Source organism: Streptomyces erythrochromogenes (genome assembly GCF_036170895.1).
Lineage (GTDB): Bacteria > Actinomycetota > Actinomycetes > Streptomycetales > Streptomycetaceae > Streptomyces > Streptomyces erythrochromogenes.
Map to the genome: position 1 here is coordinate 360110 of NZ_CP108036.1, position 14372 is coordinate 374481.

The window sequence follows — 14372 nt, forward strand, 5'->3', positions numbered from 1 at the left end:
GGGTGCGGTCGCTCACCCGTACTTCGCAGCGAACGGGTGGGCGGATTGGTGGCGGTGGGGTCGTAGTGCTGTACGGGCGGGGGGGCGGTCCTCCGTCAGGTGGGCAGGGCCATCAGGAGGAGGGGGGCGGTGGTGGGGCGGCGGGAGCCTCCGGCGGGTTCGAGGGTCAGACCGACGGCGCCGGCGCCGGCGGTGTCCCCGTCGATGAGGACGGTGCCGTCCTGATGGATGAACCCGGCCGGGCGCATGGTGCCGTCGTGGTCGAGCCACAGCTGGTAGGTCTTGCCGGGGGCGGGCGCGGGCAGTCCGGCGGCGGTGAAGGCGGCCCTGTTCTGCCGCTCGGAGGCGACGACCGTGGTGGCCGCTCCGTTGCTGGCCCGGCCGTGCACCGTACGGGCGTCGGGTGCGGCCAGGACGGCGCTGACGTCGTCGAGTCGCTGCTCGGCCTGGATCGCCCGCTGCTGGTACTGCTCGCCCTGCTGGTTCTGCCAGGCTGCGACGCCCGCGAACGACGCGGCCGCGACCACGCTGGCGGCCAGCGCGAAGGGTACGGCCCGGCGTCGCAGCGCGCTGGCGAAGCCGGCGGTCGGTGCGGTGTCGGTGACCCGCGGCGGCAGCTGGCGGACACCGTCGACGGCGGCCATGACGTGCTGCTTCATCGCGGGCGGCGGGGTCTGGGCGGCGGCGTCCGCCAGGCGCGCGGCAGTGGCCTCGAACTCGGCCACCTCCTCGCGGCACGCCTGGCAGTGCGGCAGGTGGTCGGTGAACGCCTTGCGTTCGGCGGGGTCCAGGGCGTTGAGGGCGTAGGCGGCGGCGAGGGTGTGGAGGTCGGAGTGGTGTTGCTTCATGTGGTCACCCCCATGCAGTCGCGGAGCCGGATCAGCCCGTCGCGCATGCGTGTCTTGATGGTCGGAAGCGGTGTGCGCAGGGCTTCGGCGACCTCACGGTAGGTCAGGCCACGGTAGTAGGCCAGGGTCACGGCCTGGCGCTGGAGTTCGGTCAGGCCGCGCATGCAGCGGCGTACCTGCTCGCTCTCCAGACGGGTCTCGACCTGCTCGGAGACCTCGTCGAACGCCGTCCGGTGCTCGCGGGCGGCCTGGGCCTGTTCCCGGTCGGCGGACGCCTGGGCGGAGCGGACCCGGTCCACGGCCCGCCGGTGGGCGATGGTCGACGCCCACGCGGCGACGCTGCCCTGGTCGGGCCGGTAGCGGGCGGCCTGCCTCCACAGGTCGATCATGACCTCCTGCGCGACCTCCTCCGACTGGGACCGGTCGCGTACGACTCTGACGACGATGCCAAAGACCATGGGCGCGAGGGCGTCGTAGAGGGAGGAGAAGGCCTGTTTGTCTCCGTGGGCGACCCTGTCCATGACCTCGGCGAGGTCGCTGCGGCCGGCGTGACTCGCCCTGCCGGTGCGACCTGGCCCGAACGGGAGCGGTTGGTTCACCGGGCGAACTCCGGCCGGGGCGACAAGGCGAAGGGGCAGCCGATGCCGGCCGTCCGGGGGCGGGGTGTCCATCGCATGGTGGTCCTTGTCCTTGTCCATGGTCTTGTTCGCGGCGCAGGGCCGTGTGGTGTGTCCGACGGTTCTTCGGGTTGTCGAGCTTCTTGGGATTTTTCGAGTTCTTCGGGTTCTTCAGGTTCTTCGTAGCGGACGTGCGTACGGATGGCCGGACATTTGGCAAAAGGAGCAGATGAACGTGTCGGCGGAGCCGGGCGGGCAGCTCGGCGGCATGCCCTCCCCCGCCCGTGCCGCGGGTCAGTGCTCGGGCCAGGTGACCACAGCGATGACCTGCTTGCCGAGGGGAGCGCGGCTGACGAAGAGTTCGGCGCCGAGGGCGCGGATGATCTCCAGCCCGCGCCCGCGCGTGGCGAGGGGGCCGCGGCCGTCGTGCTGCCGGGGCAGGGCGGGGGAAGCGTCGCTGAGGGCGATGCCGGCCCGGCCCGGCTCCACGCTGAACGTGAGCGCGTAGGGCGGCCTGGCGTGCTGGACGGCGTTGGCCGTCAACTCGGAGACGATGACGAGGATGTCCTCGGTGGTGTCGTGCGGGCAGGCCACGGGGTGGACGGCGAGCAGCCAGCCGGCCATGCGGCGGGCTTCCCGGGCGGCCTGCGGCCCTGGTGGCAGGGGGTGGTGCACCGTTGACGGCCGCGTGAGGGGTGCGGTGGCGAGTGCGGTGTCCATGACGGTTCCTGGTTCCTGATCGTGGAGGGTGAACCGGCAGGGGTTCCGGGGCCCCCGCCCCGGAACCCCCGCCGCGCCCAGGCCGGTGCTACCACTTGTTGTGGCAGTTCCAGTGCCCGGGAACCCAGTGGTTCACCGAGTGGCCGGGCACCCAGTGCTGCTTCCAGTAGCCCTTGCTCCACCAGCCGTCGTGCCACTTGCCGTGGTGGTCGCGGTAGCCGTGGTGCCAGGTGCCCTGGTGCCACTTGCGCTCCCAGTGGCCCTTGCTCCACTTGTCGGTCGCCCAGTGGCCCTTGACCCAGGTGCACCGATCGTGGTTGCGGCGGTCCCAGCGGTCGTGCCGGTTGTCCCGGTCATGGTCGCGGTTGCGGTTGCGGTCGCGGTCGCGGTCGCGGTCGTGATCACGGTCGCTGGTGAGCATGGAGTTCGCCGTTGCCGGCGCTGCCGCGGGGGCGGCGCTCGCCGTACCGGACAGACCCAGCAGCGAGCCACCGGCCAGCAGCCCTGCGGATGCGACTCCGACGACCAGGCGCCTCATGTGCTGCGAAGCGGTCATCGGGCTCACCTCCTCCCTTTCGTCAGGTTCATCAAGCATTCGGCTTCGTCTGCTCCTTCACCATCTGGAGCGTCACCACAGATTCGTGACGAACGGAGTGAAGGATTGGCAAGAGAGTCAAACCGCCATATCTCTCTCCCTTCGGAGTGCGTGCCGTGAACCCTGCCGACCCTGCTCGGACCGTGTCGCGCTCGGCGCCGGGTCGGAGTCCGGGTCCGGGTCCGGGTCCGGGTCCCGGAGTGACTGCGGCCTTGGCTGCCGCAGCGGGTGGGCTACCTGAGCAGCGGCTCCTCCTCCCGGCTCCCCGAACCGTCGGATCGGCCCAGCCGCCCCTGCGTGGAACCCTGGTCGGGGGCGTCCTGAACCCGCCCGCTCCCCCGCTGGTGGCCGGACTCCCGCCCGGACCCCTGCCCCCTGTCCAGGCCGCCGGTACCGGACTGCCGGCGCCCCGTTCCCCCGCCGGGTACCTGCCCCTCGGGCTGAACCCGGCCGTTGCCGGCGCCCGACCCCTGCCCGGGCGCCTCGCCGGTACCGGTACCGGCGCCCTGGCCGGACCCGTGGACCGCGCCCTGGCCGGACCCCTGCCCCGGAGCCTTCCCCGCACCTTGGCCGGACTGCTGACCGGACGCCTGGCCTGTGCCCTGACGGGACCCCTGGCCGGGCGCCGTCCCCGTGCCGCGACCGGACTGCTGACCGGACCCTTCGCCCGTGCCGTGACCGGATCCCTGGCCGGGCGCTTTGCCCGTGCCCTGACGGGACCCCTGGCCGGGCGCCGTCCCCGTGCCGCGACCGGACTGCTGACCGGACCCTTCGCCCGTGCCGTGACCGGATCCCTGGCCGGGCGCTTTGCCCGTGCCCTGGCCGGACCCCCGACGGGGAGCCTTGCCCGTACCCTGACCGGTCCCCTCGCCCGTGCCGTGGCCGGAACCCCGGCGCGTCTCCTGTCCGGAGCCCTTGCCCGGAGCCTTCCCCGTGCCCTTGTCCGACCCCTGACCGGACCCTTCGCCCTGGCTGGACCCGTTGCCCGTCTCCCGTCCCGGCACCTTGCCGGTGCCGTTGCCCGACCCCTGACCGGGCACCTTGCCCGAGCCCGCACCGGCATCCCGGCCCGGGCCCTTGTCCGGCACGCCGCCAGGCTCATGCGGGACCGTCCCGGGTGCCTGGCCCGACCCGTTGCCCGTACCCGACCCCTGGCCCGACCCCGGCTGCTGCCCCGGCGCCTTCTCGGGGGGCTTGCCCTGCCCCGTGCCCGATTCCTGACCCGGCACCTTGCGGGTGCTCTCGCCGGACTCCTGACCTGGCACCTTGTCCGGCTGCCCACCAGGCTCGCGCGGCACCGACCCCGGCGCCTTGCCCGACCCGTTTCCCGTGCCGGGCTCCTGCCCCGGCGCCTTGCCCGGGCTGTCGTCCGGCACGTTGCCCGTGCCCTTTTCCGGCACCGTCGCCGGTGCCTTTCCCGGCTCCTTGCCCCGGTCCGTACCTGACTCCTTGCCCGGCACTTCGCCGGATTCCTTCCCCCGACCTGTTCCCGGTACGTTCGCAGGGTCGTTGCCCCGACCCGTGCCCGGCGGCTGACCCGGCGCCTTGTCCGGGGCCGGCTCGGGCACCCTTTCCGGGTCCTTGCCCTGGCCCGGTACCTTCGCAGGATCCTTGCCCGGCTCGCCGCCTGGGTCCCGACCCGGCGCCTTCCCCGGGTCCCTGCCCGACTCCTTGTGAGGAGCCTTGTCCGGGACCGACTCGGGCGCCTTCCCCGGGTCCCTGCCCTCGCCCGTGCCCGACTGCTCCTCCGGCACCTTCCGCGGGACGCTTGCGGGGTCCTCGGCCGGCGCCTTCTCCCGCGGCTTGGCGGGGTCGTGGCCCCGGTCACCGCCCGGCTCCTTCGCGGGGGTCTTGTCCGGGGTCCCGTCGGACACCTTCTCCTTCGCAGGGTTCCTCCGCGGCTCCTCGTCGGGGGCCGGTGCCTTGTCGGGCTGCTTCCCGGAATCCTTCTGCGGCTCGTGGGCCGGCTCCTGGGCAGGGGCGGGGTTCCGGTCCGGCGCGACTCCCGGGGCCGGGTCCGGGACCTCCGGATTCCGCTGCTCCGTGTCCGCGCCGGGGCCCGTCCGGACCGAGCCCTGATGAGCCGGCGGCAGGGCCGGGTACGGCGAGCCGGCGGGCCGGCCCGGCGGCGCCTCGACCTCGCGGTCGGACTGCCCCCGCGCCGCGCCGCTCGGACGCTCGTACCACGCCTTGCGGCCCCGGTCGAAGACCGTTACGGCCTTCACCGGCTTCGCCGCCGGCTTGACTGCCACCAGCTCGGCGGACCGGAACGAGGACCACTCCTGACCGCTGAGCCTGGCCTTGCCCTCGACGGCGACCGGCGGCGTCAAAGGATTGCCGCACGCGCACCGGACCCGCGGTACACCGTGGCCGTCGACCAGTACGGACGTACCGGCCTGCAGGATCGCCTGGTAGCCGGTCGGCGCGTCGTTCTTGTACCCGTGGTTGGTGACCCGGGTGTCCCAGCCCAGCCGGACCGGCGTGAGCGACCGCAGATAGGCGGGGATGCCGGCCTGCCGGACACCCAGTGTGGTGGCGAAGGCGTTCCCCTTGTCCGGGTGCGCGGTGAGGAACTTGATCTGCTTCTCCACGTCACAGCTCGCAACGTTCCGCGTGCCCCCGTAGAGCCCCGGGTGGCCGCCGTCGACCTCCAGGGTGCGCGCGCCGTTCGTACCGCCCTGCACCGTCCCGGTGGTCTCGGGCGGGTCGGCCGTCTCCTCGGACCCGTTGGCCGTCGAGGGGGTGAACGGATCGGGTCCGGCCGCCGCGGCGGCCTCCAGGAAGACCTCCCCGCCGGCCGCGGTGTTGCCGCCCAGCACGGTGAAGCCGACGACCACCGCCGAGACCACGACCGCCGCCGTGCTCGCACTGACCACGGTCCTGCGCGACCGCCAGCGGCGCTTCGGCCGCCCTCCCCCGCCGTCGGCCGGAGGTACGGAAGACGCCGACGGGTGGGACGGGGGCGGAGGCGGAGGCACCGGCGGCGGAGCCTCGGGCACGGGCTGCGGTTGCGAGCCCTTGCCCGACAGCGGACCGGGCGGGGGGCCTGAAGGGTGCTCGGACGAGGAGGGCAGGGAACTCATGACGCCCGCCCCCCGACACATGGCACCGGGAAAACGATGGTGACTCGCATGCGCTCGCTCCTTCTGGCCGTCAACGCCTCCACATCCCGGAGGGGAAACCTCGCAACCGGTGCCGTGAACCAGAAGCCGGTGAAGGGGCGATCCCGCACTGACGGGGACCGGCTCTTCACCGGCGACACCGATGGGGCCACGTAGTGGGTGTGAGCCCGTCCCTCGAGTAAGCCCCCCGCCCCCGTGCCACGTCATGTCGCGACCATTCGGGACTTGACAGCCCCGCCGGAAGTCCTGCTAGGGGCCCTCGGGGGCCGCGCCCGGCAGGGTCGCGGCCCGGTCCGCGACCAGGCGGACCGCCGCGATGGTGAGGTCCGGATCGTGGATCTGGACGTAGTGGTCGCTGCCGGTAGCCAGCAGGTGGGGGGTCTGCGGCCGCAGGGCCACCAGCGCCTGCTGGGCCTTGGGCCAGGCCGTCTCCAGCTTCGCCAGGAGGTCCTTGGACATGGTGGCCGGCGCGGCGAAGGGTTCTGTCTTGCTGAGCACCGCGACGGGTACGGGCGGGAGCGGGCCGCCGCGGTCGATGGCGTTGACCCCGCCGTCGATGTCGACCTGCTCGAATGCGGGGTCGGAGTCGAACGGCGTACCGGGGTGCCGGAGCGCTTCGACGTACGCCGGCCAGTCCGCCCCCATCGCGGGCTTCAGCGCGGGCCCCAGCGCGTCGACGAGGACCAGGCCGCGCGTGCGCTCCGGGTGCTCCTGCGCGTACCGCAGGGCGAGCATCCCGCCGAAGGAGTGCCCCACGAGCAGGTACGGGCCCGGTACGCGGGCGGCGGTCAGCAGCCGGTCCAGGTCCTGGACCATGGCGGGAACCGTACGGGTGCCCTGCACGGGCGTGCTGCGGGTGGTGAGCGCGGGCGGCTGCGTGTAGCGGATGGTGCCGGGGCGGTCGTAGGTGCACACGCGGGTGAAGGCGGCCACGCCCGGAAGCACGGCGGGGGCCTTGGGCACGGGCGGGGCGGTCTCGGTCAGCGACCACGGGTCGGAGGCCTCGTGCAGCCCGGGGAGCAGCACGACGGTCGGGCTTCCGGTGCCGGAACAGTGCAGGTAGAGGGACCGGCCGCCGCCGATGGCCACGCGCTGCTCGGTGTCCCCGCCGCCGCTCGGCCCCGGTGTGCCGGCGACCAGCAGGACGGCGGCCATCGCTGCCACCACCGCGCCGGGCACACGCCATCGCATGTCCTCAGCGTCCCGCGCCGCGCTTCACCCCGCCAACCAGGTCGCGGGCCGGGCAATGGGCACCGGCGCCGGTCACCCGGCTCCGAGGTAGAAGAAGAGCCAGACGAGCGGGGCCAGGATCGCCAACGTGCCGAGGAGGACCCCGATACGGGCCCGTACCGGACTGGAGTCCTCGGTGCCCCACGCCCGCCACAGGTCGGGAAGTCCCCAGACGACGGCGCAGATCCCGAGGGGGAGGACGAGGTAGAGCGGCAGGTAGCGGACCATGGGCGGGAGCGCTTCGGGCAGGAACGGGAAGCCGAACGACCCGACGGCGGTGACGCCGAGGACCAGCGATCCCGTGCCGCTGCTGTGGTGCGGCTCTTCCTGCTGCTCCGGCTCGATGGCCTGGTTCGCGGAACTCATGGACGGCAGGCTATGCGGCGCGCCCGCGGCGTCGCTTGAGCGGGGGTACTCATCCCCGTGTGAGTACCCGGTCCGGCCGCTCGGCCCCCGCCCGTCATCCCCGCCCCAGCGCGCCGGGCGGGGAGCCCGGGCATTGACAGCCGAAAGTGTGAGTGGTTTATTACTCACATGAACACGGAACGACGACGCCAACTCTCCTCGGCCGAAGAGCGCCGCGAGACCGTCCTGCGGACGGCCATCGGGGCCTTCGCGGCCCGCGGCTATTTCGGCACCACGACCACCGAGGTGGCCAAGGCCGCCGGGATCTCCCAGGCCTATGTCTACCGCCTGTTCCCGAACAAGGAGGCGCTGTTCACCGCGGTCGTCGAGCGGTGCTTCACCCGGGTCCGGACCAGCCTCGAGGAGGGTGCCGCACAGGCGCAGGGCAGCAGCCCGGAGGCGGTGCTGCACACCATGGGCGACACGTACGCCCACCTGATCGCCGACAAGGACCTGCTCCTCGTCCTGACCCACGCGCAGGCCGCGGCCGTGTCCGAAGCGGCGGTACGCGAGGCCGTGCGTGCCGGCTACGCCCGGATGGTGGAGTACGTGCGGGGCGCGTCGGGTGCGGCCGAGGCCGACGTCCAGCAGTTCTTCGCGACGGGCATGCTCTGCCACCTCCTCGTGTCGCTGGACGCGCACGAGGTGGACGCACCCTGGTCCCGGACGCTCTCGGCCGGCATCCGGCACTACTGACGGGCGACGGCCGGGCGGACCCACTCGGTCCGCCCTCCTTCCGGACCAAAGAGTGAGTGGTCAACCACACACAGGAGAACGCGCATGTACGCCACACCGCCCCACCGGCACTCCGCCACGGCAACCCTCGCGGCGCTGGCCGCCGCCCAGTTCGCGGTCACCCTCAGCACCTCGATCGTGAACGTCGCCCTTCCCGCCGTACGCGACGGGGTCGGGCTGTCGGACGCGGGCATGTCCTGGGTCGTCAACGCGTACGGCCTCGCCTTCGGCGCCCTGCTCCTGCTCGGCGGTCGGGCGGCCGACCTCCTCGGGCGGCGCCGCCTGCTGACGGCCGGCCTCGCCCTCTTCGCCGCGGCGGCCGTCGCCGCCGGACTGGCGAGCGCCCCCTGGATGCTCGTCACCGCCCGCACGGTCCAGGGCGTCGGCGCAGCCGCGATCGCGCCCGCCGCGCTCTCCCTGGTCATGCGGCTCCATCCGCCCGGGCCCGCCCGTGCCAGGGCCCTCGGCGTCTGGGGAGCCGTGTCCGGCGCGGGCGGCGCGGCCGGGGTCCTGCTCGGCGGGGTCCTCACCGAAGGACCGGGCTGGCCCTGGGTGTTCCACGCCTCCGGCATCGGCGCGGCGGTGGTCCTGGCCGTCACCCTGCGCCTTGTACCGGCCGACCCGAAGGAGGCCGACGGGCCCCGCCCGCGGCTCGACGCGGCCGGATCCCTCACCGTCACCACCGGCCTGGTCGCGCTCGTGTACGGGCTCACGGCCGCGGGCCGCTCCGGCTGGACCGACCCCCTGGTACTCGGCTCCTTCGCCGCGGCGGCAGTCCTCCTCTCCCTCTTCGCCCTGGTCGAACGCCGGCACCCGGCTCCGCTACTGCCGTCGAGGCTCCTCGCCCGCGGCGCCGCGGGCCCCGCCAACCTCGTCATGGCGCTGCTCGGTGCGGTCTGGGTGGGCCTGTTCTTCTTCCTCCCCCTCTACCAGCAACAGGTCCTCGGTGCGGGCCCCCTGGAAGCCGGGCTCTCCCAACTGCCGCTGGCCGCGGCGAACATGCTCGGCTCCGGCCTGGCACCCGTACTGGCCCGCCGCATCGGCCCGCACCGGACCCTCCTCACCGGGCTGGCGACCCAGGCCGCCGGTTTCCTGTGGCTGGCCCGGATCCCGGCCGACGGCACCTTCCTCGTCCACCTGCTGGGCCCCGTACTCCTCGTCGGAGTCGGCCTCGGCGTGGCCTTCGTGCAGCTCACCGGCTCGGCCGTGAGCGGGGTGGAGCCCGCCGACGCGGGTCTGGCCGGCGGGCTGGTCAACACCACCCGCCAGATCGGCGGCGCCGTCGGCCTCGCCGTACTGGGCACCCTGGCCGCCGCCCGCACCGCCGCCGCCCCGCCCGACCTGGCGCACACCGCGGCCCTCACCGAGGGGTACCGCAGCGCCTTCCTCCTCTCCGCCGCCGTCCTGCTCCTCGGAGCGGCCCTCACGCCGCTGCTCTCCCGCAGAACCCGGCCGGTGCGGGAGATCGTCCCCGCTCCCCCACCGCTGACCCCGCCCTGCCCGACCCACCGAACCCGCTGATCACATCACCGAAGGAGTACCTCCCATGACCACGCACCCCACCACCGTCGACACCGAAGCCCCGGTCGTCGTCCGCCTCGGGACCACCGTGCACGCCCCGCTCGCCACCGTCTGGGACCTGCACACCGACATCGCCGCCTGGGCCGACTGGAACACGGACGTGGACCGGGTGGAGTACGCCGGTCCGCTGGCGCCCGGCACCTCGTTCCGCTGGCTGACCCACGGCCTGGACATCACCTCCACCGTCCACCAGGTCGTCCCCGGCGAGCGGATCGTCTGGGGCGGTCCGGCCCACGGCATCGACGGCATCCACGTCTGGACGTTCCAGGAGACGGTGCCGGGCACCGTGACGGTCCGCACCGAGGAGTCCTGGAGCGGCGAGCCCGTCGCGGCCCGCAGCACGGAGATGGAGCAGGTGCTGCGGCAGTCCCTCGAAGCCTGGCTCGCCGCCCTGAAGGCCAAGGCCGAGGCCGTGGCGGGCGCCGCCGCTGCCGCCGAGCGGCACTGATCGCACCCGCCCCTCCGCGCACCGCTTCCCGACCGTTTCGCCCAGCCGTCCGAGAGTCGAGGACATCGCCATGACCAGCACCGCCAAGCCCTACCTGACCGGCCACTACACCCCCGTCACCGACGAGATCACCGCCACCGGCCTCACCGTCGAGGGCACCATCCCGCCCGAGCTGACCGGCCGCCTCATCCGCAACAGCCACAACCCGAAGCCCGGGATCACGCCCACCCACTGGTTCAAGGGCAGCGGCATGGTCCACGGCATCCGGCTCCAGGACGGCCGCGCCGAGTGGTACCGCAACCGCTGGGTCCACACCCCGGCCCTGGACGGCGCCCCGTACATGACCGAGAAGGGACCCGACCTGACCGCCAGCACGGCGGGCACGCACGTCATCGAGCACGCCGGCCGGCTCCTCGCCCTGAGCGAGGCGGCCCTCCCCTTCGAGCTGACGGCTGATCTGGAGACCGTCGGGGCCTACGACTTCGGGGGCAGGCTGACCTCGGCAATGACCGCCCACCCCAAGGAGGATCCGGTCACCGGCGAGCTCCACTTCTTCGCCTCCTCCCCGTTCCCGCCGTACCTGATCCACCACGTCGCCTCCGCCGACGGGAAGGTGCTGGAGAGCCAGGAGGTGCCGGGCGCGAGCGCGGCGCTCAAGCACGACTTCGCCATCACCGAGCACTACGTGGTGTTCCTCGAGGGCTCCGTGACCTTCGACCCGGCCGAGCACTCGGGCATCCCGTACGGCTGGAACGACGAACAGATCTCCCGGATCGGCGTCATGCCGCGCACCACCGCGGGCGCCGGCGGCCGGGCCCGTGAGGTCCGCTGGTTGGAGATCGGGCAGGGCTACGGAATGCACTTCGCCAACGCCTACGAGGACCCGTACGGGCGGATCGTCGTCGAGGGCCCGACCGTGGGCAGGGACGGCTGGCAGCGCTCGTGGAACTGGTGGGTCGGCGCCGAGGACCGCGGGGCCGAGCCCAACTTCGGTTCGCGCAGCACCCGCTGGACCGTCGACCTGGCGGCCGGATCCGTCAAGGAGGAGCTGACCGACGACCTCACCGTGGAGTTCCCGACCATCAACGAGGCCTTCCTCGGCATCGAGCACCGCTACCAGTACGCCCTGGCCTTCCCCGACGACCTGGGGATCGCCGCCCACACGCTCGTCAAGTACGACCGCACCACCGGCGCCCGGCAGCTGCTGCCCTTCGGCGCCGGCCGGCTCCCGAGCGAGGCCGTGTTCGTGCCCGCCGAGGGCGCGGGCGCGTCGCAGGAGGACGCCGGGTACCTGCTGACCGTGGTGAGCGACCTGAAGGCGAACGCCTCGCAGCTGCTCGTCCTGGACGCCTCCGACCTGACCGTCCCGCCGGTCGCGACCATCCACCTGCCGCGCCGGGTCCCGGCGATGATCCACGGCTCCTGGATCCCCGACGCCGCCTGATCCGGCTCCTCCCGACGGCCCCCTCACCAAGCCCCCTCCCGAAGCCCCGAGCGCGAGCAGACGCGCTCGGGGCTCACGGCGTCCTTCCCCCGCTGCAGCCCCACCCGTCGCCCGCACCGGGTGAGCCGCGTCTCACCTGGGGACCGCCGCTTGTCTATGCAACGAGTTGCATAGCAGGATCGGGGCATGGCGCTCGAACACGCGATCCTCGTCTCCCTGCTGGAGAAGCCGGGCTCCGGCTATGAGCTGGCCCGCCGGTTCGAGCGGTCGATCGGCTACTTCTGGACCGCCACGCACCAGCAGATCTACCGCGTGCTCAAGCGCATGGAGAGCGACGGCATGCTCGCCGTCCGTACGGTCCCGCAGCAGGGTCGGCCGGACAAGAAGGAGTATTCGGCCGCGGATGCCGGCCGGGCCGCGCTCGCACAGTGGCTGCACGAGCCGATCGAACCGGAGAGCCTGCGCCACGACCTCGCCGTGAAGATCCGCGGGGCGGCCTTCGACGACCCGGCCTCCCTGATCCGCGAGGTCGCACGGCACCAGCAGGCCCACCGGGACCGCCTCGCGCGCTATCTCGCCGGCGAGCTGCGCGACTTCACCGGGCCCGAGGCCCCCGCGCCGCTCGACGCCGGCCAGGAACTGCAGCACGTCGTGCTGCGCGGCGGCATCGCGCAGGAGCGGATGACCATCGCCTGGCTCGACGACGTCCTGGCCACCCTCCAGCGGCTCGGCCGCACGGCGCCGCCCGCGACCGGCTGAGCCGCGACCGGGCGCACCTCGCCCCCTCCCTCGTCTCTCCCTCCGCGCACCCGCGCGAACCTCGACTCCGACCCCTCGGAAGGTGATCCGCCGTGTCCGATCCTCTGCTGTTCCACCCGCACACCTACGACCCCGCCCACTTCGACCCGGAGACGCGCAGGCTGCTGCGCGCCACCGTGGACTGGTTCGAGGCCCGCGGCAAGCGCCGGATCATCGAGGACTACCGCACCCGCGCCTGGCTGGCCGACTTCCTCGCCTTCTCCGCCAAGGAAGGGCTCTTCGCGACCTTCCTGACCCCGGCGTCCGCCGCCGGCGAGGACGAGCCGGACAAGCGCTGGGACACCGCACGGATCGCGGCCCTCAACGAGATCTTCGGCTTCTACGGCCTCGACTACTGGTACGCCTGGCAGGTCACCATCCTCGGCCTCGGCCCGGTCTGGCAGAGCGACAACGCCGCCGCCCGCGAGCGCGCCGCGCAACTCCTGTCGGAGGGCGAGGTGTTCGCATTCGGCCTGTCCGAGAAGACGCACGGCGCCGACATCTACTCCACCGACATGCTGCTGGAGCCGTCCACCGACGGTGCCGGCGGTTTCCGCGCCAGCGGCTCCAAGTACTACATCGGCAACGGCAACGCAGCCGGGCTCGTCTCCGTCTTCGGCCGCCGCACCGACGTCGAGGGCCCCGACGGCTACGTCTTCTTCGCCGCCGACAGCCGCCACCCGGCGTACCGGCTCGTGAAGAACGTCGTCGACTCCTCCAAGTACGTCAGCGAGTTCCGCCTGGAGGACTACCCGGTGGCCGCCGAGGACGTCCTGCACACCGGGCGGGCCGCCTTCGACGCCGCGCTCAACACCGTCAATGTCGGCAAGTTCAACCTCTGCACCGCCTCGATCGGCATCTGCGAGCACGCGATGTACGAGGCCGTCACGCACGCGCACAACCGGATCCTGTACGGCCGGCCCGTCACCGCCTTCCCGCACGTGCGCCGCGAGCTGGCCGACGCCTACGTCCGCCTCGTCGGGATGAAGCTGTTCAGCGACCGCGCCGTCGACTACTTCCGCTCCGCCGGCCCCGACGACCGCCGTTACCTGCTCTTCAACCCGATGACCAAGATGAAGGTCACGACGGAGGGCGAGAAGGTCATCGACCTGATGTGGGACGTGATCGCCGCCAAGGGCTTCGAGAAGGACAACTACTTCGCCCAGGCGGCCGTCGAGATCCGCGGACTGCCCAAGCTGGAGGGCACGGTCCACGTCAACCTCGCCCTGATCCTCAAGTTCATGCGCAACCACCTGCTGGAGCCGGCCGAGTACGCGCCCGTGCCGACGCGGCTCGACGCGGCCGACGACGACTTCCTGTTCCGGCAGGGTCCGGCCCGCGGTCTGGGCTCCGTACGCTTCCACGACTGGCGTCCGGCGTACGACGCCTACGCCGCCGTGCCGAACGTCGCCCGGTTCCGCGAACAGGCCGACGCCCTGGCCGAGTTCGCGGCCACCATCGCGCCCGACGAGGCGCAGGGCCGCGACCTCGACTTCCTCCTCTCGGTGGGGCAGCTGTTCGCCCTGGTCGTCCACGGGCAGCTGATCCTGGAGCAGGCCCGCCTGACGGACCTGGACGAATCCGTGCTGGACGAGCTGTTCTCGGTGCTCGTGCGCGACTTCTCCCAGCACGCCGTCGAACTGCACGGCAAGGACTCCAGCACGCCGGAGCAGCAGGCCTGGGCCCTGGCCGCCGTCCGCCGCCCAGTCGTCGACGAGGCCCGCGCGGCCCGCGTCTGGGCCCGTGTCGAGGCCCTCTCCGGCGCCTACGAGATGGCGCAGTAGTCACCCCGCCCCCTCGGCGGTCCGCACGCCACCACCGTGCGGACC

The 14372-nt window shown here is 73.0% G+C and carries 13 protein-coding genes; 6 read left to right on the forward strand and 7 right to left on the reverse strand.

Translation table 11 applies throughout. The features are described 5' to 3' along the window. Nucleotides 1-95: 95 nt before the first annotated feature. The 7 genes from OHA91_RS01790 to OHA91_RS01820 form a co-directional block, all read right to left on the reverse strand. Entirely contained in the window at nt 96-848 is a 753-nt protein-coding gene (locus tag OHA91_RS01790; protein WP_328738397.1) for an anti-sigma factor, read from the reverse strand. Further along, a complete protein-coding gene (gene sigK, locus OHA91_RS01795; RefSeq protein WP_266496334.1) occupies nt 845-1447 on the reverse strand; it encodes an ECF RNA polymerase sigma factor SigK in 603 nt (200 codons plus the stop codon). Before sigK ends, OHA91_RS01790 begins: the two co-directional genes overlap by 4 nt. Nucleotides 1448-1759: 312 nt before the next feature. Then, nucleotides 1760-2185: an ATP-binding protein gene (locus tag OHA91_RS01800; RefSeq protein WP_266496332.1), complete on the reverse strand. Its 426-nt coding sequence runs from the start codon at nt 2183-2185 to the stop codon at nt 1760-1762. An 88-nt stretch (nt 2186-2273) separates the two neighbouring features. Continuing rightward, complete coding sequence (locus OHA91_RS01805; protein ID WP_328738398.1) at nt 2274-2741, reverse strand: hypothetical protein; 468 nt, start codon at nt 2739-2741, stop codon at nt 2274-2276. A gap of 272 nt (nt 2742-3013) precedes the next feature. Further along, nucleotides 3014-5656 carry a DUF6777 domain-containing protein gene (locus OHA91_RS01810; RefSeq protein ID WP_328738399.1) on the reverse strand — a complete coding sequence of 881 codons (2643 nt, stop codon included), beginning with the start codon at nt 5654-5656 and terminating at the stop codon, nt 3014-3016. A 495-nt stretch (nt 5657-6151) separates the two neighbouring features. After that, nucleotides 6152-7093, reverse strand: a complete 942-nt coding sequence (locus OHA91_RS01815; RefSeq protein WP_328738400.1) for an alpha/beta fold hydrolase — start codon at nt 7091-7093, stop codon at nt 6152-6154. A gap of 72 nt (nt 7094-7165) precedes the next feature. Next, the gene (locus OHA91_RS01820) at nt 7166-7498 is read right to left on the reverse strand and encodes a hypothetical protein (RefSeq protein ID WP_328738401.1); all 333 of its coding nucleotides are present in this window, start codon (nt 7496-7498) and stop codon (nt 7166-7168) included. A gap of 168 nt (nt 7499-7666) precedes the next feature. Between OHA91_RS01820 and OHA91_RS01825 the strand changes: the two genes are divergently transcribed. The 6 genes from OHA91_RS01825 to OHA91_RS01850 all read left to right on the forward strand — a co-directional run bounded on the left by OHA91_RS01825 (nt 7667) and on the right by OHA91_RS01850 (nt 14327). Further along, nucleotides 7667-8233, forward strand: coding sequence for a TetR/AcrR family transcriptional regulator (locus tag OHA91_RS01825; RefSeq protein ID WP_266496321.1), 567 nt, complete (start codon nt 7667-7669; stop codon nt 8231-8233). A gap of 84 nt (nt 8234-8317) precedes the next feature. Next, nucleotides 8318-9793 carry an MFS transporter gene (locus OHA91_RS01830; RefSeq protein ID WP_266496318.1) on the forward strand — a complete coding sequence of 492 codons (1476 nt, stop codon included), beginning with the start codon at nt 8318-8320 and terminating at the stop codon, nt 9791-9793. Between the two features lie 25 nt (nt 9794-9818). Then, the gene (locus tag OHA91_RS01835) at nt 9819-10301 is read left to right on the forward strand and encodes an SRPBCC family protein (protein WP_328738402.1); all 483 of its coding nucleotides are present in this window, start codon (nt 9819-9821) and stop codon (nt 10299-10301) included. Nucleotides 10302-10371: 70 nt separating this feature from the next. Beyond that, entirely contained in the window at nt 10372-11745 is a 1374-nt protein-coding gene (locus tag OHA91_RS01840) for a carotenoid oxygenase family protein (RefSeq protein ID WP_328738403.1), read from the forward strand. Nucleotides 11746-11931: 186 nt separating this feature from the next. Further along, the gene (locus OHA91_RS01845; RefSeq protein WP_328738404.1) at nt 11932-12504 is read left to right on the forward strand and encodes a PadR family transcriptional regulator; all 573 of its coding nucleotides are present in this window, start codon (nt 11932-11934) and stop codon (nt 12502-12504) included. A gap of 92 nt (nt 12505-12596) precedes the next feature. After that, entirely contained in the window at nt 12597-14327 is a 1731-nt protein-coding gene (locus OHA91_RS01850; RefSeq protein WP_266496310.1) for an acyl-CoA dehydrogenase family protein, read from the forward strand. Nucleotides 14328-14372: the final 45 nt, after the last annotated feature.

Bases quoted from the DNA above. Each gene is read 5' to 3' on its own strand.
- OHA91_RS01790 (WP_328738397.1), bottom strand. From the start codon at position 848: ATGAAGCAACACCACTCCGACCTCCACACCCTCGCCGCCGCCTACGCC.
- OHA91_RS01800 (WP_266496332.1), bottom strand. From the start codon at position 2,185: ATGGACACCGCACTCGCCACCGCACCCCTCACGCGGCCGTCAACGGTG.
- OHA91_RS01805 (WP_328738398.1), bottom strand. From the start codon at position 2,741: ATGACCGCTTCGCAGCACATGAGGCGCCTGGTCGTCGGAGTCGCATCC.
- OHA91_RS01815 (WP_328738400.1), bottom strand. From the start codon at position 7,093: ATGCGATGGCGTGTGCCCGGCGCGGTGGTGGCAGCGATGGCCGCCGTC.
- OHA91_RS01820 (WP_328738401.1), bottom strand. From the start codon at position 7,498: ATGAGTTCCGCGAACCAGGCCATCGAGCCGGAGCAGCAGGAAGAGCCG.
- OHA91_RS01825 (WP_266496321.1), top strand. From the start codon at position 7,667: ATGAACACGGAACGACGACGCCAACTCTCCTCGGCCGAAGAGCGCCGC.
- OHA91_RS01830 (WP_266496318.1), top strand. From the start codon at position 8,318: ATGTACGCCACACCGCCCCACCGGCACTCCGCCACGGCAACCCTCGCG.
- OHA91_RS01835 (WP_328738402.1), top strand. From the start codon at position 9,819: ATGACCACGCACCCCACCACCGTCGACACCGAAGCCCCGGTCGTCGTC.
- OHA91_RS01840 (WP_328738403.1), top strand. From the start codon at position 10,372: ATGACCAGCACCGCCAAGCCCTACCTGACCGGCCACTACACCCCCGTC.
- OHA91_RS01845 (WP_328738404.1), top strand. From the start codon at position 11,932: ATGGCGCTCGAACACGCGATCCTCGTCTCCCTGCTGGAGAAGCCGGGC.